15 protein-coding genes and 1 tRNA gene are annotated in these 17,709 nt (G+C 66.7%); all 16 read left to right on the forward strand.

The genetic code is table 11. From position 1 onward, the window contains the following. Positions 1–20: 20 nt before the first annotated feature. The 16 genes from LDN95_RS08280 to obgE all read left to right on the forward strand — a co-directional run bounded on the left by LDN95_RS08280 (position 21) and on the right by obgE (position 17,664). A complete protein-coding gene (locus LDN95_RS08280) occupies positions 21–1,220 on the forward strand; it encodes a putative peptidoglycan glycosyltransferase FtsW (RefSeq protein ID WP_226017285.1) in 1,200 nt (399 codons plus the stop codon). Next, the gene (gene murG, locus LDN95_RS08285; RefSeq protein WP_226017189.1) at positions 1,217–2,431 is read left to right on the forward strand and encodes an undecaprenyldiphospho-muramoylpentapeptide beta-N-acetylglucosaminyltransferase; all 1,215 of its coding nucleotides are present in this window, start codon (positions 1,217–1,219) and stop codon (positions 2,429–2,431) included. The genes LDN95_RS08280 and murG overlap by 4 nt, the downstream gene beginning before the upstream one ends. Next, positions 2,428–3,852 carry a UDP-N-acetylmuramate--L-alanine ligase gene (murC, locus tag LDN95_RS08290; RefSeq protein WP_226017190.1) on the forward strand — a complete coding sequence of 475 codons (1,425 nt, stop codon included), beginning with the start codon at positions 2,428–2,430 and terminating at the stop codon, positions 3,850–3,852. The genes murG and murC overlap by 4 nt, the downstream gene beginning before the upstream one ends. After that, positions 3,849–4,757, forward strand: coding sequence for a UDP-N-acetylmuramate dehydrogenase (murB, locus tag LDN95_RS08295; RefSeq protein ID WP_370631669.1), 909 nt, complete (start codon positions 3,849–3,851; stop codon positions 4,755–4,757). Before murC ends, murB begins: the two co-directional genes overlap by 4 nt. Before the next feature lie 25 nt (positions 4,758–4,782). Then, positions 4,783–5,742: a D-alanine--D-alanine ligase gene (locus LDN95_RS08300; protein ID WP_226017191.1), complete on the forward strand. Its 960-nt coding sequence runs from the start codon at positions 4,783–4,785 to the stop codon at positions 5,740–5,742. 1 nt (position 5,743) lies between these two features. After that, positions 5,744–6,787 carry a cell division protein FtsQ/DivIB gene (locus LDN95_RS08305; RefSeq protein ID WP_226017192.1) on the forward strand — a complete coding sequence of 348 codons (1,044 nt, stop codon included), beginning with the start codon at positions 5,744–5,746 and terminating at the stop codon, positions 6,785–6,787. Positions 6,788–6,790: 3 nt separating this feature from the next. Then, complete coding sequence (gene ftsA / locus LDN95_RS08310; protein WP_226017193.1) at positions 6,791–8,074, forward strand: cell division protein FtsA; 1,284 nt, start codon at positions 6,791–6,793, stop codon at positions 8,072–8,074. Then, positions 8,074–8,217 carry a hypothetical protein gene (locus tag LDN95_RS08315; RefSeq protein ID WP_226017194.1) on the forward strand — a complete coding sequence of 48 codons (144 nt, stop codon included), beginning with the start codon at positions 8,074–8,076 and terminating at the stop codon, positions 8,215–8,217. Before ftsA ends, LDN95_RS08315 begins: the two co-directional genes overlap by 1 nt. 24 nt (positions 8,218–8,241) lie before the next feature. Next, a complete protein-coding gene (gene ftsZ / locus LDN95_RS08320) occupies positions 8,242–9,774 on the forward strand; it encodes a cell division protein FtsZ (RefSeq protein WP_226017195.1) in 1,533 nt (510 codons plus the stop codon). A gap of 269 nt (positions 9,775–10,043) precedes the next feature. Next, entirely contained in the window at positions 10,044–12,608 is a 2,565-nt protein-coding gene (locus tag LDN95_RS08325) for an SPOR domain-containing protein (protein WP_226017196.1), read from the forward strand. 288 nt (positions 12,609–12,896) lie between these two features. Next, positions 12,897–13,403: a YbjN domain-containing protein gene (locus tag LDN95_RS08330; protein WP_370631670.1), complete on the forward strand. Its 507-nt coding sequence runs from the start codon at positions 12,897–12,899 to the stop codon at positions 13,401–13,403. A gap of 62 nt (positions 13,404–13,465) precedes the next feature. Then, complete coding sequence (locus LDN95_RS08335; RefSeq protein ID WP_226017198.1) at positions 13,466–14,287, forward strand: pyrroline-5-carboxylate reductase; 822 nt, start codon at positions 13,466–13,468, stop codon at positions 14,285–14,287. A gap of 143 nt (positions 14,288–14,430) precedes the next feature. Further along, the gene (locus tag LDN95_RS08340; protein ID WP_226017199.1) at positions 14,431–15,186 is read left to right on the forward strand and encodes a Bax inhibitor-1/YccA family protein; all 756 of its coding nucleotides are present in this window, start codon (positions 14,431–14,433) and stop codon (positions 15,184–15,186) included. A gap of 204 nt (positions 15,187–15,390) precedes the next feature. After that, the gene (locus tag LDN95_RS08345; RefSeq protein ID WP_226017200.1) at positions 15,391–16,260 is read left to right on the forward strand and encodes a hypothetical protein; all 870 of its coding nucleotides are present in this window, start codon (positions 15,391–15,393) and stop codon (positions 16,258–16,260) included. Positions 16,261–16,414: 154 nt separating this feature from the next. Further along, a tRNA-Ala gene (locus LDN95_RS08350) sits at positions 16,415–16,490 on the forward strand. A gap of 118 nt (positions 16,491–16,608) precedes the next feature. Continuing rightward, positions 16,609–17,664, forward strand: a complete 1,056-nt coding sequence (gene obgE / locus LDN95_RS08355) for a GTPase ObgE (protein ID WP_226017201.1) — start codon at positions 16,609–16,611, stop codon at positions 17,662–17,664. The last annotated feature ends 45 nt before the right edge of the window (positions 17,665–17,709 follow it).

A 17,709-nucleotide genomic window follows, 5' to 3' on the forward strand; every position in this document is an offset into this window, starting at 1 on the left:
GCGGCACCCGCGCGGTGCCGGTGCCGACCCGCGATGGCGGCGTGCGCGTGATCGGGCGGACCAACCGCTATCGCCGCAGCCGCCGCAGCGAACTGGTGATCTGGTGGCGCGAGATCGACCGCGTGCTGCTCAGCCTGATCCTGATGCTGGTGGTGATCGGCACGATTGCGGTGGCCGCCGCATCGCCCGCCAGTTCGCAGCGCCTTTCGACCAGCCACAAGTCGCTGGGTGACCTTTATTTCTTCTGGCTGCACTTGCGCTGGTTGGCGGTGGGGCTGGTGGCGATGTTCGTCGCCTCGCTGCTACCCAAGGAAACCGCGCGGCGCCTCGCCATCCTGCTGGCGGGGGCAATGCTGGTGGGGCTGGTGCTGGTTCCGCTGCTGGGCAGCGAAGTGAAGGGGGCGCGGCGCTGGCTCAACATCGGGTTCAGCCTGCAGCCGTCCGAGTTCCTCAAGCCCGGATTTGCCATCGCGGTTGCGTGGATACTGTCGTGGCGGGTGCGCGATCCCAACATTCCGGTCATCGGCATCACGATGGCGCTGATGGGCCTGATCGGCGCGCTGCTGATGGCGCAGCCCGATTTCGGTTCGACCGTGCTGTTCTGCGGCGTGTGGTTCGTGCTGGTCCTGCTGTCGGGGCTGTCGGTCAACCGCATCGTGTGGAGCTTTGGCGGCGGGTTGCTGATCTTCGTGCTGGCCTATCTGTTCTATCCCAACGCCACGCACCGCATCGATTCCTTCCTGTCGGGCGGCAGCGAGTTCGATCAGGTCGATCTGGCCATGCGCACGCTGCTCAACGGCGGGTGGAGCGGCACCGGCCTGTGGCTGGGATCGCGCAAGATGGCGCTGCCCGAAGCGCATACCGACTACATCTTCTCGGTCATCGGTGAAGAGTTCGGCCTGCTCGCCTGTGCCGTTATCGTCATTCTGTATTGCGCCATCGCCCTGCGCGTATTGCTGCGCCTGATCGACGAAGACGACTTGTTCACCGTGCTGGCGGCGACGGGTCTGACCGCGCAGCTGGTCGGGCAGGCGTTCATCAACATTCTGGTCAACCTGCAACTGTTTCCGTCGAAGGGGATGACCTTGCCGTTGATCAGCTATGGCGGATCGTCCACCATCGCGCTGTTGCTGGGGGTGGGGTTCCTGCTGGCCATCACCCGGCGCAATCCGTTCCTCAGCCGGGAAACGTTCGACTTCAGGGAAGCCCAACGCGCATGAATTCGCCGCGACCCGCAGGGGTATCTCGTCATTATGTTCTGGCCGCAGGGGGCACTGGCGGCCACCTGATCCCGGCGTTCGCGCTGGCGGTGGAGCTTGACCGGCGCGGACACCATGTCGCGCTGGTGACCGACGAGCGCGGGGCGAAGATTCCCGGCAAGCCCGATTTCCTGCCCGCCCACGTGCTGCCCGCCGGGCGGCTGGGCAAGAACCCGGTGGCGCTGGCCAAGGGTCTGTCGGCGATCTGGCGCGGCCGCTCGATGGCGCTGCGACTGTTCGACAGCTTTGAGCCATCGTGCGTGGTCGGGTTTGGCGGTTATCCGGCTTTGCCCGCGCTGCTGGCGGCGCAGGCGGCCAAGATCCCGACGCTGATCCACGAACAGAACGCGGTGCTGGGCCGGGTCAATCGCTTTCTGGCCAAGCGGGTCGATGCCATCGCCACCGCCTATCACGAGGTCGAGCGGCTCGATCCCAAGCTGTGGGGCAAAGTGCGGCTGGTGGGCAATCCGGTGCGGCCCGAAGTGCTGTCCTTGCGCGGACAGCCGTTCCCCGCGTTCACCGAGGACAGCCTGTTCCGCGTGCTGGTGACCGGCGGCAGCCAGGGCGCCTCGATCCTGGCCGACGTGGTGCCCGACGGCCTTGCCATGCTGCCGCCCGCGCTGCGCCAGCGCCTGCAGGTAACCCAGCAATGCCGCCCCGAAGACCTTGAGGCGGTGCGCGCGCGCTATGCCAGCCATGGCATTCCGGCGGAACTCGGCACCTATTTTCAGGACATGGCGAGCCGGTTGGCAGAGGCGCACTTGTTCATCGGGCGCGCAGGAGCCTCGACCATCGCCGAACTGACCGCCGTGGGCCGGCCGGCGATCCTGATCCCGTTGCCCATCGCCACCGACGATCATCAGGCGGTCAACACCCGCGAGATGGTCAAGGCCGGGGGCGCGCGGGCGATCCGCCAGACCGGTTTCACCCCCAAGGAACTGGCCAAGCAGATCCAGACGATGGCGCTGCACCCCGAAACGCTCGGCAATGCCGCGCATGCCGCATGGAACTGCGGCTTGCCCGATGCCGTGTCCGACCTTGCCGACCTTGTCGAAAGCTTCGGCGCTTCCCCGATCATGGACGTTATCCGCATGACTTCGCCGATCGGTGCTGCCGCTGGCGCACCTGCCTCTGCCGCAGCGACCCGTTCCGCGCAGGAGCACCGCTCGTGAAGGGCGTCGGTGTAGAGATCGGGACGATCCACTTCGTCGGCATCGGCGGCATCGGCATGTCGGGCATCGCCGAAGTGATGCACAACATGGGCTATGCGGTGCAGGGCTCGGACATGGCCGAAAGCTATGTCGTCGATGGCCTGCGCCAGCGCGGCATCCCGGTGATGATCGGGCAAAGGGCCGAAAACGTCGATGGCGTGTCGGTGGTCGTGACCTCGACCGCGGTGAAGCGTGACAATCCCGAAGTCGTCGCCGCACTGGAAGCGCGCGTGCCGGTGGTGCGCCGCGCCGAAATGCTGGCCGAACTGATGCGGTTGAAGAACACCGTGGCCGTGGCCGGCACGCACGGCAAGACCACCACGACCTCGCTGGTCGCCTGCTTGCTCGATGCGGGCGGGGTGGACCCGACGGTGATCAACGGCGGCATCATCAACAGCTATGGCTCGAACGCGCGGCTGGGCGATTCGGACTGGATGATCGTCGAGGCGGACGAAAGCGACGGCTCGTTCCTGCGGCTGGATGGCACCATCGCCATCGTCACCAACATCGATCCCGAACACCTCGATCACTATGGCAGCTTCGACAAGGTCAAGCGCGCCTTCGTGGAATTCATCGAGAACGTGCCGTTCTACGGCGCGGCGATGCTGTGCATCGACCATCCCGAAGTGCAGGCGATCATCCCCAAGGTGCGCGACCGCCGCGTCATCACGTACGGATTTTCGGCGCAGGCCGACGTGCGCGGCGAGAGTGTTACCCCGATTTCCGGTGGCAACCGCTTCAATGCCGTGCTGCGCCAGCGCGACGGCAGCTTCCGCCGGATCGAGGACATCGAACTGCCGATGCCGGGCCGCCACAACGTGCAGAACGCGCTGGCCGCGATTGCCGTGGCGGTGGAAATGGGCGTGTCCGACGAACTGGTGCGCACCGGCTTTGCCAAGTTCGGCGGGGTCAAGCGCCGCTTCACCAAAGTGGGCGAGATCGCCGTGGGCGAGGGTTCGGTCACGATCATCGACGATTACGGCCACCACCCGGTCGAGATCAAGGCCGTGCTCGCCGCCGCGCGCGAAGGGGTGAAGGGCCGCGTCATCGCGGTGGTCCAGCCGCACCGCTTTACCCGGTTGCGCGATCACATGGAGGACTTTCAGGGCGCCTTCAACGATGCCGACGTGGTCTATGCCGCGCCGGTCTATCCGGCGGGCGAAGCGCCGATCGAGGGCGTCGACAGCGCCGCGATGGTTGAAGGCATCAAGGCGCGCGGCCACCGCAGCGCGCACCTGATCGCGGGGGCCGATCCGCTGGCTGCGGAACTGGCGGCCACGATCCAGCCGGGCGACATGGTCGTGTGCCTTGGCGCGGGTGACATCACCAAGTGGGCGGCGGGTCTTGCCAGCGCGATCGAGCGCGAGCGGAGCGCGGTGTGATCGACCTGACGCTTCCGCCGGTTCGCGGCAAACTGACGCCCGACGCCCCGCTGGCGCCGCTGGTGTGGTTCAAGTCGGGCGGCACCGCGCAGTGGCTGTTCGAACCGAAGGACGTGGCCGACCTGCGCGCGTTCCTGTCCGCGCTGGACCCGCATGTGCCGGTCATGGCGCTGGGGCTCGGCTCAAACCTGATTGTCCGCGATGGCGGCGTGCCCGGCGTGGTGGTGCGGCTGGGCAAGGCATTCGCCTCGGTTGCCAGGGCGGACGAGGTCACGCTGGCCTGCGGCGGCGGAGCATCGGGCATTCTCGTGTCCTCGACCGCGCGCGACAACGGCATCGCGGGGCTGGAATTCCTGCGCTCGATCCCCGGCACCGTCGGCGGGTTCTGCCGCATGAACGGCGGCGCCTATGGCCGCGAGGTCAAGGACGTGCTGTCAGATTGCGACGTGGTGCTGCGCGACGGCTCGATGGTGACGTTGCAACTGCCTGCGCTGGGCTACACCTACCGCCATTCCGAGCTGCCCGAAGGCGCGATCGTGGTCGCGGCGCGGTTTCGCGGGGAACCGGGCGAACCCGCCGCGATTCAGGCCGAGATGGACCGCATCAGCGCCGCGCGCGAAGCCAGCCAGCCGCTGCGCAGCAAGACCGGCGGCTCGACCTTCAAGAACCCGGCCCCTGAACTTTCTGGCGGCCACAAGGCGTGGGAACTGGTCGACAAGGCCGGGTGCCGGGGGCTGACCATCGGCGGCGCGCAAGTCAGCGAGAAACACACCAACTTCCTGATCAACACCGGCGACGCCACCAGCACCGAGATCGAGGCGCTGGGCGAGGAAGTGCGCCGCCGGGTGATGGACCAGTTCGGCGTCGAACTGGAATGGGAAATCAAGCGGATCGGTCGTCAATGAGCGCCGCGAACGGAGTATCTTGAGAGTGTCTTTGCCCAAACTCCACATCGCCGTGCTGATGGGCGGCTGGTCGGCTGAGCGGCCGGTGTCGTTGATGAGCGGCGAGGGCGTGGCCAAGGCGCTTGAATCGCGTGGGCATCGCGTCACCCGCATCGACATGGGCCGCGACGTGGCGGTCAAGCTGGCGCAGGCCGCGCCCGATGTGGTGTTCAACGCGCTCCACGGCACGCCCGGTGAAGACGGCACCGTGCAGGGCCTGATGGACCTGATGGGGCTGACGTATACGCACTCGGGCCTCGCCACGTCGGTCATCGCCATCGACAAGGAGCTGACCAAGCAGGCGCTGGTGCCGCACGGCATCCCCATGCCCGGCGGGCGCGTGGTCAAAACCGACGAGCTGTACCGCGCCGACCCGCTGCCGCGCCCCTATGTGCTCAAGCCGGTCAACGAAGGGTCGTCGGTCGGCGTCGCCATCGTCACGGCGGAGGGCAACTATGGCAATCCGATCAGCGCCGATGCGCGCGGGCCCTGGCAGGAGTTCACCGAATTGCTGGCCGAACCGTTCATTCGCGGGCGCGAACTGACCACGGCGGTGCTGGGCGATCGGGCTTTGCTGGTCACCGAACTGCGGCCCAAGTCGGGCTTCTATGATTTCGACGCCAAGTATACCGACGGCATGACCGATCACATCTGTCCCGCCGACATCCCCGACGAGGTGACCGAGGCGTGCCGCGACATCGCCTTGCGCGCGCACCAGTTGCTGGGCTGCAAGGGCACCAGCCGCAGCGATTTCCGCTGGGACGATGAACAGGGTATCGAAGGGCTGTTCCTGCTTGAGGTCAACACCCAGCCGGGGATGACCCCGCTCAGCCTGGTGCCCGAACAGGCGCGCGCGCTGGGCATGGACTATGCCGATCTGGTCGAGGCGATCGTTGCCGAGGCGCTGGCCGCCCCAGCGCTGCCTGCCAAAGAAAAGGGCGACTGACATGGCGCAGACGATCCGTCGTGGCGGCAAGGGCGTGCGCCGGGTCGCGGCTGCGCGCGGGGCCAAGGCGCGCGTCGCCACCGCGCGGGCGCAGACCGGCACGATGGTCGGACAGGCGGTGCGGTGGTTGCCGTTCAGCGACGAGACGCTGCACCGCATTTTGCTGACGGCGATTCTTGGCGGCGCGGCGGCGCTGGTGCTGCTGGTTGCCAACATGGCCGGGGTGCCCGCGCTGATCGAGGAAAAGACGGCGATGATCGCCGCCGACGCCGGGTTCGAGGTGAAGCGCGTCGAAGTGCGCGGCGTCAACCGCATGAACGAGCTGGCGATCTATGAAAAGGTGCTCGGCCAGCGCGATCAGGCGATGCCCCGGCTCGATCTGGCGGCCTTGCGCGACCAGTTGCTGCAACTGTCGTGGGTCAAGGATGCGCGCGTTTCGCGGCAGTTGCCCGATACGCTGGTGGTCGATGTGGTCGAGCGTGATCCGCATGCGGTGATGCGCCACGATGACAAGCTGGTGCTGATCGACGAGACCGGGCACGAACTGGAGACGGTCAGCAAGGCGCGGGCAAAGGGCCTGCTGGTGCTGACGGGCACCGGGGCCGAACAGCGCGTGGCCGATCTGGGCAAGCTGCTGGGCGCTGCGCCCGCGCTGCGCCCGCAAGTGGCCGAAGCCGAATGGGTCGGCAACCGCCGCTGGAACCTGACGTTCAAGACCGGACAAGTGCTCGCCTTGCCCGAAGGCGACGATGCTTCGGCCGCGGCGCTGCTGACGTTCGCGCGGATGGACGGGGTCGACCGCTTGCTGGGCGGCAAAGTGGCGGCGTTCGACATGCGCGCGCCCGACAAGATGTATCTGCGCGTGCCCGGCCATGCCGACGACGTGATCGCGCAAAAGGCAGCGGCGGCGCGCGCCAAGGCCGAGGCCGCCACCGCCAAAGTCGCCACCGCCAAGGCCGCTACTGCCAAGGCCGCTACTGGCGCGCACGCAACGCAAGCCAACGCGGCCGTGCTGCAGCACGCTTCGGCAACCGCACGGAACTGAATGATGGCGGTTCCTCGTATCACCAAGGTCTTTGCGGCCGTCAACATCGGCTCGTTCCGCACGTCGGCGATGATCGCCGGGCTGTCGGAAAACGGCGAGATGGTCGTGCTCGGTTCCGGCCATCGCGCCAGCCAGGGGATCAAGCGCGGCTATGTCACCGACATGCAGGCGGCCACCCATTCGGTGCGCGATGCGATCGAGCGGGCCGAAAAGATGGCCAATGCCAGCGTGCAGGGCGTGTGGATCGGCTGCGCGGGGGCAGGGCTCGCCAGTTCGACCGCGCGGGTCGAAGTCGAGATCGGCGGGCGGCGGATCGAGCCCGACGATATCGAGCAACTGCTCGTCGCCGGGCGCGAGGTGATCCAGCCCGACGGGCGAACGGTGCTGCATGCCCAGCCTGCGCACTACACGCTCGACGGGGCGCACGGCGTGCCCAACCCCAAGGGGCTGCATGCCGAACGGCTGGCGGTCGATATCCACGTGATGCTGGCCGACGGCGCGCCGGTGCGCAATCTCAAGGAAACGGTCGAAAACGCGCACTTGCGGGTGGAAGCCGTGGTGGCTTCACCGATCGCGACCGGTATGGCCTGCCTCACCCCCGAAGAGCGCGAGCTGGGCGTGGCGCTGGTCGAATTCGGGGCCGAAGTGACGACGATCTCGGTCTATGCTGCCGGGATGCTGCTGGGCCTGCAGGTGCTGCAGTTCGGATCGGGTGACATCACCGATGCGCTGGCGTCGGCCTTCGGTATCCGTCGCTATCAGGCCGAGCGGTTGAAATGCATGTCGGGATCGGCCGTCGCCAGCCCGGCCGACCACCGCGAGATGATCCCGGTCAATGCGCCCGGCGATCCCGAAGGCGCGGGCCAGATCGCGCGCCATGCCGACGACAAGAACCGCATCCCCCGCGCCGAACTGGTGTCGGTCATCACCCAGCAACTGGGCTACTTCACCGACGAACTGGGCCGCGCGCTCAAGGCGATGGGCTTCACCGGGCAGCGCGGGCAGCAGGTCGTCCTGACCGGGGGCGGGGCGCAATTGCCCGGCCTTGCCGACTTCGTGCAAGGGGCGCTGGGGCGGCCGGTACGGATCGGCACCCCGCCGACGATGATGGGCCTGCCGCCGGGCAACGCCACGCCAAGCTCGTCGACATTGGTCGGCCTTATCCTCTATGCGGCGGCAGAGCCGGTCGATATCCGCACGATCGGGTCGAAATGGGCCCCCAACCAGGCCTATTCGGGTTTGGGTCTGTTCGCCCGACTGTGGCGTGCCTTGCGGGAATATTTCTGATGGAACCGACCATCCGGGCGCAAACAAGCACAATTGCACCCGATTTGCGGTCAATTGGTGGTCCATCCTGTGGAAAAGCGCTGTCAGACTTTGATTCCATGATTCAATCCGTGCCAAAGAAGATCATTCACCTTCTTGCGTGATTTTACCCGGCGAGGGAGACCGAAATGAGCATCAACATCGGACCGCCGTCGATCGACGAGTTGCGGCCCCGCATCACGGTGATCGGGGTCGGCGGTGCTGGCGGCAACGCCATTGCCAACATGATCAATGCCCGGATCGAGGGTGTCGACTTCATCGTCGTCAACACCGACGCTCAGGCACTGAACAACTCGATTGCCGAAAACCGCATCCAGTTGGGTCCGGACATCACGCAAGGTCTGGGCGCCGGCGCGCGCCCCGAAGTGGGCAAGGCCGCTGCCGAGGAAACGCTTGAGGAGATCGAGCGGTCGCTGGCCGGCGTGCACATGGTGTTCATTGCGGCGGGCATGGGCGGGGGCACCGGCACCGGCGCCGCGCCGGTCATCGCCGAAGCCGCGCGCCGCAAGGGCGTGCTGACCGTCGGCGTGGTGACCAAGCCGTTCCTGTTCGAAGGCACGCGCCGCATGCGCGCGGCCGAATCGGGCATCGAGGAACTGCAGAAGCACGTCGACACGCTGATCGTCATTCCCAACCAGAACCTGTTTCTGGTGGCCAAGGCCGAAACGACCTTCAAGGAGGCGTTCCAGCTTGCCGACGAAGTGCTGCAGCAGGGCGTTCGCTCGATCACCGACCTGATGGTCATGCCGGGCCTGATCAACCTCGACTTTGCCGACGTGCGCTCGGTCATGGGCGAAATGGGCAAGGCGATGATGGGCACGGGCGAGGGCGAAGGTCCGAACCGCGCGCTTGAAGCGGCCGAACGCGCCATTGCCAACCCGCTGCTCGACGGCGTGTCGATGCAGGGGGCCAAGGGCGTGATCATCTCGATCATCGGCGGCGACGACATGAAGCTGCTCGAAGTCGACGAAGCGGCCAACCATATCCGCGAACTGGTCGATCCCAACGCCAACATCATCTGGGGATCGGCGTTCAATCCCGATCTGGATGGCAAGATCCGCGTGTCGGTGGTCGCCACCGGCATCGAGCAGACCAACGAGCAGGCAGAGATCGCCGCGCGGCCGATGACGTTCGGCGCCTCGCGCGGGCCGGCCATTCCGGGGGCGAGCGCGCCGCGCGCGCCTGTCGCCGCACCGCCCGCAGCGCCTCAACCTGCGGCGACCGTGCCGCCGGTTTCGGTCGTTGCGCCCGCTCCGGCCGCTCCGCGCTTCGCACCGCCGCCTGCGGTGGAACCGCCAGTCGAAGAGCCCGTCGCTCGCGGCTTCCCGCCGGTCCAGCCGACCCCTGTCGAGCCTGCACCGACGCTCGACTTGCTGGACCTCAGCGACGAGCATGAGCCGGTTGCCGCGCCCGAATCCGGCTATGCGTCGCTTCCGGAAGAGCCGCCGGTGCCGCCGCGCTTCGGCAAGGCGCAACCCGGACCCGGCACGCCGACCGGCGCGCCTGCGCGCGGCACGACGGCGGGTGGCAGCACCTTGTTCGAGCGGATGGCGAACCTGTCGCGCGGGGGTGCCCGCACCGAGCCTGAGGACGATGATCCCGATGGCGGCGGCGCATCGCTCAATATCCCGCGTTTCCTTGGTCGGCAGAACAACCAGTAGGCATCCTGATGCCGGAGTGTCGCAGCGCTCCGGCATGCCTGCCATCCGGTTTGGCCCGTTCAGTGCGCTCCATTCAATGAAGTCAGGCCGATCCGCGTTCGGTCCGTCTTGCGGACAGGGCAGGTCGGCTAAGTGTTGTCACAGGCGGAGAATTGCCCGCTAAGGGGTCCGCAATGATCATGCCTTGTCCTGAGCGAGCGTCTCTGCCTGAACACCCGGTCCTACGTAAGCGCGGTGGCAGGCTGCGTTCAATCCGCTTGCTCGGGACCATGTTTGCGCTGGGTTGCGCCTTGTCGGCCCATGCGCAAAGCCAGCCCTCCGCCCCCAGCGCGCAAGACGCCGATGATCAGGAACCGGCAAGCGGGGTCGGGCGGCCAATCGTCCAGCCCACAGGCTCGGCAACCGGGGCCACTCCTGATGCAAGCAGCGGCAATTCAAGCGGCGGCAATTCAAGCGCCGGGCAGATGCTCAATGCCGCCTTGTCGCGGCTGGCGCGCGAACCGCGCAATCCTCAGGCATTGGCCGACGCGGGCGATGCGGCGCTGGCGCTTGGCGATACCGCTGCGGCCAGCGGTTTTTACACCCGCGCCAACGAGATCGCTCCGACCAACGGCCGGATCAAGGCGCAGATCGCGCGGGCGCAACTGCGCGGCGATGATCCGGTTGGCGCTTTGCGGTGGTTCGATGACGCCGAACGCGCCGGTGCCGATCAGTCCGCCATGGCGCTCGATCGCGGACTGGCATTCGATCTTGTCGGCGACAATGCTGCGGCGCAACGTCAGTATCAACTCGCGCTGACCCGTGGTCGCGATGCCGAGGCGACGCGGCGCTATGCCTTGAGTCTGGCGATTGCGGGCGATCGCGGCATGGCCGATCAGGTGCTTGCGCCTCTGCTCCAGAGCCAGGAGCGCGCCGCTTGGCGTGTCCGCACCTTCATTCTGGCGATCACCGGCAGCGCCGACGATGCCGTGGCGGTTGCCTTTGCCTCGATGCCGCAGGATCTGGCGGCGGGCATCGCCCCGTATTTGCGCTTCATGCAAAGGCTTACCCCCGCGCAGCAGGCGGCGGCGGCCAACCTTGGCCGTTTCCCGCGCGCGGCGGACATCGGGCGCGATGACGTGCGGGTGCTGCAATACGCAGCGCTGCATCCGCGTCCCGCCCGTCCGGCAACGGTTTCGCTGGCCCTCGGCCCGACGTCCAGCGCCCGTCCGATTGCCGAAGATCGGTCGAAGAAGCGCCGCAACGATCGTTCGGTCGCACCTGCACCGGCACCCGCCACGCCGACGGCCCGGCCGCTGGTGGTCGCGACGGCTGCGCCCGTGACGGCGATTCCTCTACCGCCGCCGCCGCCGCCGCCGCCGCCAGTTCTGGTGCAGCCAACCGCCGGGCAACGCCTGGCCAGCGCAAGGCCAGTGCCATCGCAAGTGCAAGCGACGGCTGGCGCCAATCCGGCGACGGCCGCGCCAACCACCGCTGGAACCGCAGCTGGCGCGGTCACATCGACATTCGATCTGGCCCGCGTCACGCCGCAAGCGGGCGCTGCCGTCGTGGCACAAAGCAATCCTGCGGCGGCGTCCGCAGCGGCCAGTCCGCCCGCAACGCCCGCGCGACCGACCGTGCTGGCGCGCATCGACATGCCGCCACCCGTCCGGCGGACGACGGTGCAGCCGTCAGCCGTGCAGCTGTCAGGCGTGCAGCCATCAGGCGGAGTGCCTGCTCCTGTCGGCACCGCGACAGGCGCCAGCCAGCCTGCCGCAACCGCTCCGCTCGCGACCGCACCGGTCGCTGCCACGGCTCCGGTTACGGTTGCTCCGGTTACGGTTGCTCCGGCTGGGGCTGCGCCGACCGGAGCGCCGCCTGCGCCGGTCGCGCTCGCCAGCGCGGTGCCGCCTGCCAGCGGGGCTGCGGCGCTTGCGCCTGAGGGGGACTTCCACGCGCTGTTCGAAGGTTTCCGCGCGCCTGCTGATGAAGAAAAGCAGACGGTCGCGCCGGTCGACCTTGCGGCGCTTGACGCCGCGCGCAAGCGGACGAGCGAGCGGCGTGTCGCTGCGGCGCCCGTGGCGGCGCGCGCGGCCGTCGAAAGCCCGCAACCGGCGGCAAAGGCGGCCAAGACCCGCGATGCCAAAAGCGCCGGCGCGCGTGGCGAGACCGCCGATCTCGCGGTGCTCGATACCGGCTGCAAGGACGCTGGCGGCACCGCTGCAAAGCCGTCCCGTCAGCGCAACCAGCGGGGCCGCAAGGCGGCGGTCGCAGCGGACGAAGGCTGCCGCGTGCTGGCGCGCGCCGATCGCCGCGACGCGCGGCCCGACGGTCCGACGATGGTGTCCCGTACCACCGCGCGCGATCCCGAAGGCGACGTCAAGGTCGTGCGCGGCGCGGCCGAGGACGAGAAGGATCGCAGCGCCAAGGATGGCCGGACGGGCAAGGACGCTGCCGGGAAGGACAAGAGCGCCAAGGATGCCAAGGATTCCAAGGACAAGAGCGCCAAGGACGCCAAGGACAAGAGCGCCAAGGATGCCAAGTCGGCCAAGGACAAGAAGGAAGCCCGCGCCGCACTCAGCCACCCCAGCCGCATCTGGGTGCAAGTGCTGACCGGCAGTGTGCGCGACAAGATGGCCAGCGAATGGCGCGGGCTGGTTCGCCAGTCGCGCGCACTCAAGGGACACAAGCCGTTCCTGACGCCCTGGCGGAGCAACTTCCGGCTGCTGACCGGGCCCTTCGACAGCGAGGCCGAGGCGCAGGACTTCCTTGCCGATCTGCGCAAGGATGGCGTCAGCGGCTTCCAGTGGACCAGTCCGGCGGGGCAGGTCGTCGATGCGCTGCCGTTGAAATAGGGCGTTGGGACAGCGCCCTATTGTGTCTGGCCGGGTTACGGCGCGCGCATCGGGCCGAAACAAGGGGCGCGACAGGGTGATTGCGCCGTGCGATGTTCACTGCCTGTCCACAGCTTTTGAACAGGGTTATCGAGTTTTGCCCAGCGCTTGTTGCCCCGATGCTTGCCGCCAGCCGCTTGCCAAGCAATTGGTTTGGTCGCACGGGCAGGCACGGCAACCGGCGCGCATACGGCGCGGCGCAAGCCACCTGGGACGGCCGGGGACATCATCCCCCGCCCTGGAGAGCATATGATGCGTACCGGCCATGAGGACAGCGAGCGCGACGATGCCGCTCCGGTCGACATGCTTGCCTCGCTGTTCGAGGCACGCGGCTGGCCGTGCGAATTCGTTGCCGACGATGAAATCCACGGCGAGATTCAAGGGTCTTGGGCGAACTACCAGATCCGCTGCGTGTGGCGCCCCGAAGATCGCGTGCTGCAGATCCTTTGCCTGCCCGATATCCGGGTGGCCGATGACAAGAAGCCCGCGGTCTACGAAGTCATGGCGCTGATCAACGAGCAGGTGTGGATCGGGCACTTCGACATCTGGTCGAACGGCGGGGTGCTGCTTTATCGCCATGGCCTGATGCTGGGCGATGACGGGCTGCTCAGTCTGGTGCAGGCGCAGGCCGCGATCGAGGCGGCAATCGATGAATGCGACCGGTTCTATCCCGCTTTCCAGTTCATTCTGTGGGGCGACAAGAGCCCGGCCGATGCGCTTGCCAGCGCGCTTGTCGACGCGGTGGGCGAGGCCTGAGGGCGAACGCATCCCCCGCGCCGGGCGCATGGCGCAACCCTGATCACTAGCGGAGCCAAGCGATGACGACGCCAGCAATCCTGCAATTCGGCTGCGGCAACATGGGCGGGGCGATGCTGGCCGGGTGGCTGGCCGACGGTCTCGATCCGCAGGCGTTCACCATCGTCGATCCCTATCTGGAAAGCGCTCCGGCGGGCGTCCGGTTGCTGCGCCAACCGCCGCAGGACGAAGGGTCGGCGCATGTCGTACTGCTGGGCTTCAAGCCGCAGCAATTGACCGAAGCGGCCACCATGGTGCGCCCCCACATCGGCAGTCATACCCTGTTGCTGTCGATCCTGGCCGGGGTCGACATGGCCACGTTGCGGCGGACTTTTCCCGCTGCGGGCGCGATCGTGCGGGTCATGCCCAATCTTGCCGCCGCGCTCGGCAAGTCACCGATCGCCTTGGTCGGCGATGCGACGGGCGATATGCAGGCGCTGACCGACCGGCTGATGGGCTCGCTGGGGCAGGCCGAATGGCTGGCGCACGAGGAGCAGATGGACCTTGTCACCGCGCTGGCCGGATCGGGCCCGGCCTTCGTCTATCGCTTCATCGACGCTTTGGCGTCCGGTGCCGCCGCGCTGGGGCTTGACCGTGCGCAGGCCGACCGGCTGGCGCTGGCCATGGTCGAAGGCGCCGCTGCGCTGGCCGCCGCATCACCTTACGCGCCTGCCGAACTGGCCCACCGTGTGGCCAGCCCCGGCGGCGTGACGCAAGTGGGGATCGACGTGCTCGATGCCGATGATCGTTTGCTGCGGCTGATGCAGGACACCTTGCGCGGTGCGCGTGACCGCAGCGCCGAAATGACGGCGGAAAGCCGCGCCAGAATGACCGAATCCGGATGAGATTGCGCTGGCTTGTTCACGTTTCATGCAACAAGATTGTGTCAAAAGCTGTCCTTGTCCGGTTTCGCTTGAAAGCGCGAGCGTGACACATGATATTGCATTGGCATGGCCGATCCCGGCCTGCGTTTGGAGAGTTTAAGGCAATGGCAATCTGGAACGACCCAACCCCCGCGAGCCAGACTCGGCAGGCGGGCTTCGGCGCGTCCGCTGGCCTGTCGGGTGCCGTTGGCGGCAGCGCTGTATTCGATGCTGGTCTGCGGCGCTACATGCTTTCGATCTACAACACCATGGCTTCGGGCGTGCTGCTGTCGGGCGTCGTCGCGCTGCTGTTTGCGGCCAGCGGCGCGGCTGAGGCGGTGTTCGCCACCCCGCTGCGCTGGCTGATCGCGCTGGCCCCGCTGGGCTTCACCATGGCCATCAGCTTCGGCTTCAACCGGATGAGCCTGGCGACGTTGCAGGCGCTGTTCTGGGCCTTTGCCGTGTCGATGGGCCTGTCGCTGTCGTCGATCTTCTTCGTCTACACCGGTGGTTCGATCGCGGCGACGTTCTTCGCCACGGCCGGTGCTTTTGCGGGCCTCAGCCTGTTTGGTTACACCACGAAGAAAAGCCTGTCGGGCTTCGGCACGTTCCTGATCATGGGCGTCGTCGGCATCCTGATCGCTTCGGTGATCAACCTGTTCCTGCAATCGCCGGGACTGTCGTGGGGCATCAGCTTCCTCGGCGTGCTGATCTTCGCGGGCCTGACCGCTTATGACACGCAGAAGCTCAAGGACCAGTACGCCTATGTCGGCGGCACCGATCTGGCTGGCAAGGCCGTGTTGATGGGCGCGCTGCAACTGTACCTCGACTTCATCAATATGTTCATGTTCCTGCTGCGCTTTATGGGTGATCGCCGCTGAGTGCGTCGTTTCTTCCACGTGAATTTATGAAACCGGCACGTCCGGGGAGCCCATGGGTTCCCCGGACGTTTGCGTCTTTGATTAACTACGTAGTATGCTAAGCCGCAAATTGCGTTTTTGGCGATTGAGCTTTTTGGCGATTGAGTTTTTGGCGATTGAGTTTTTGGCGGCCGATTTTTCGGGCATGACAGAACGGTGAAAATCTTGGCACTAACGATCCCCGGTATCCCGACGCGCTCCAATGTTTACGGGCGAGCTGTTTTCCGGCGTTCGGCCAAGTGGTTTGCGGCGACTGCGCTTGCCGTGGCGCTGGCGTCTTGCGGCAAGGCGCCGCCTCCTCCGCCGCGCCCGACCGCGCCCCCTCCGCCGCCGCTGATCCAAGTGCCGCCCAAGCCGACGCCACCCAACGGTGCCTCGATCACCTTCGCGATTCCGCCGCTCGATGCCAGTGGTCAGCGCCAGTCGATCAGCCGCAACATCTCGACGATGCAGTCGGTGTGGAACTTGCGTTCGGCTTTCAACGTGGCTGCGCTTTATTGCAACAAGCCGCAGCATGCCGCCATCGTCGTGCGCTATCGCGCCTTCCTGAAGGCCAACGCCAGAACGTTGAACAAGGTGAACAAGGCGGTCGATGCCGAATTCCGCGCCACCTATGGCAAAAAAGCGATCGTGATGCGCGAGGCCTATCTGACCGCCGTCTATAACCACTATGCGCTGCCGCCGACGCAGGCCCAATTCTGCGATACGTTGCTCAACGTCAGTGCAGAGGGCGTCAAGGTCAAATCGGCGGACTTGTCGAAGTTCGCCACGGCCACGATCCCGCTGATCGAAACCGTTTTCGACGATTTCTTCACGCGCTACGAACAGTATCGGATCGCGCTGGCCGACTGGCAGGTCCGGTATGAACCGCTGCTGGCATCGGGGCGCGCGGTGATTTCGTATGATCTGGCGCCTACCTCCGCCGATGGCCAAACTTTTGGCACTTCGCCCGGTTATGGGGCGGCGACCAGCCTTGGCGCTGGCGACGGCGCAGGTCCGGGCTGGCCGGCGCAGCCTGCCACCGGGCACAACTGATCGGGTCTGTCCTGCGCCATCCGGGATGGGCGCGGGTTTGGTTCGGATATAATTATTCGACGCGGGGACTTGGCAAGGGCGCAACCCTTGCGCTAAGGGCCGCGCTCTCGATAGTGCAGGGGCGATCCTGCGCCGTCGGGGTGATACCGGGAACGGGGCCGTAGCTCAGATGGGAGAGCGCGTCGTTCGCAATGACGAGGTCAGGGGTTCGATCCCCCTCGGCTCCACCAGGTATCAGTGCTGTTGGCCAACCCCGCCGGTTGTGCCGCGCAGCCCGACGGCAAAGGTGTCGTCGCATTTTTCATCAGCGCACCAATACTCGCTCAGCGCAGACCGCCGGAACCTGACATGCATTTCCTCGACCAGGCCAAGATTTTCATCAGTTCCGGCATGGGTGGCGGTGGCGCGGTCAGCTTTCGCCGTGAAAAGTACGTCGAATACGGCGGTCCTGACGGCGGCAATGGCGGCAAGGGCGGCGATATCGTGTTCGAAGCGGTGCCCGGCCTCAATACGCTGATCGATTTCCGCTATACCCAGCACTTCAAGGCGCAGCGCGGCATGGGCGGCGCGGGCAAGAACCGCTTTGGCGCAGGCGGCGAAGATCTGGTGATCAGGGTGCCGATCGGCACCCAGGTGCTCGACGATGATCGTGAGACGGTGCTGCTCGACCTGACCGAGCCCGGCCAGCGCGTGGTTTTCCTGCGCGGTGGCGATGGCGGACGCGGCAACGCCAGCTTCAAGTCTTCCACCAACCGCGCGCCTCGGCAATGCGGTCCCGGCTGGCCGGGGCAGGAAATGTACGTCTGGCTGCGGCTGAAACTGCTGGCCGATGCCGGGTTGGTCGGGCTGCCCAACGCGGGCAAGTCCACGTTCATCAACCAGATCACCAACGCCAAGGCCAAGGTCGGCGCCTATGCCTTCACCACCACCCGCCCGCAACTGGGCGTGGTACGGCATCACAACCGCGAATTCGTGTTGGCCGATATTCCCGGCCTGATCGCGGGCGCGGCTGAGGGCGCCGGGATCGGCGACCGTTTTCTCGGCCATATCGAGCGCTGCCGGGTGCTGATCCATCTGGTCGACATTCACGGCACCGACCCCGCCGAAGCACTGGCCATCGTCGAGGAAGAACTCGGCAACTATGGCGCCGGGCTGGATGAAAAGCCGCGTCTGATCGCGCTCAACAAGATCGATCTGGTCGATGGCGAACTGGTCCGCGCCTTTTCCGCCGAACTGATCGCGGCGGGCGCCGAGCGGGTGTTCCCGATCTCGGGCGCGACGGGCAAGGGCATGGATGCGCTGCTCGATGCGGTGCTCAGCTATCTGCCCGATGCCACGGTGACCGAGCGCCCCACCGGCGCGGTCGAGGACGCCGCCACCGCCAAGCCGTGGTCGCCGTTCTAGGCTGTAAGCTGCAAGCGCGAAGGTGATGGATGGGTGGGGAGCGGA

The organism is Novosphingobium sp. FKTRR1 (assembly GCF_020404405.1).
Classification (GTDB): Bacteria; Pseudomonadota; Alphaproteobacteria; order Sphingomonadales; family Sphingomonadaceae; genus Novosphingobium.

What these genes read in the sequence shown, in the direction of transcription:
- murG (WP_226017189.1), top strand. Translation starts at nt 1,217, where the DNA reads ATGAATTCGCCGCGACCCGCAGGGGTATCTCGTCATTATGTTCTGGCC.
- LDN95_RS08305 (WP_226017192.1), top strand. Translation starts at nt 5,744, where the DNA reads ATGGCGCAGACGATCCGTCGTGGCGGCAAGGGCGTGCGCCGGGTCGCG.
- ftsA (WP_226017193.1), top strand. Translation starts at nt 6,791, where the DNA reads ATGGCGGTTCCTCGTATCACCAAGGTCTTTGCGGCCGTCAACATCGGC.
- LDN95_RS08315 (WP_226017194.1), top strand. Translation starts at nt 8,074, where the DNA reads ATGGAACCGACCATCCGGGCGCAAACAAGCACAATTGCACCCGATTTG.
- ftsZ (WP_226017195.1), top strand. Translation starts at nt 8,242, where the DNA reads ATGAGCATCAACATCGGACCGCCGTCGATCGACGAGTTGCGGCCCCGC.
- LDN95_RS08325 (WP_226017196.1), top strand. Translation starts at nt 10,044, where the DNA reads ATGTTTGCGCTGGGTTGCGCCTTGTCGGCCCATGCGCAAAGCCAGCCC.
- LDN95_RS08330 (WP_370631670.1), top strand. Translation starts at nt 12,897, where the DNA reads ATGATGCGTACCGGCCATGAGGACAGCGAGCGCGACGATGCCGCTCCG.
- LDN95_RS08335 (WP_226017198.1), top strand. Translation starts at nt 13,466, where the DNA reads ATGACGACGCCAGCAATCCTGCAATTCGGCTGCGGCAACATGGGCGGG.
- LDN95_RS08340 (WP_226017199.1), top strand. Translation starts at nt 14,431, where the DNA reads ATGGCAATCTGGAACGACCCAACCCCCGCGAGCCAGACTCGGCAGGCG.
- obgE (WP_226017201.1), top strand. Translation starts at nt 16,609, where the DNA reads ATGCATTTCCTCGACCAGGCCAAGATTTTCATCAGTTCCGGCATGGGT.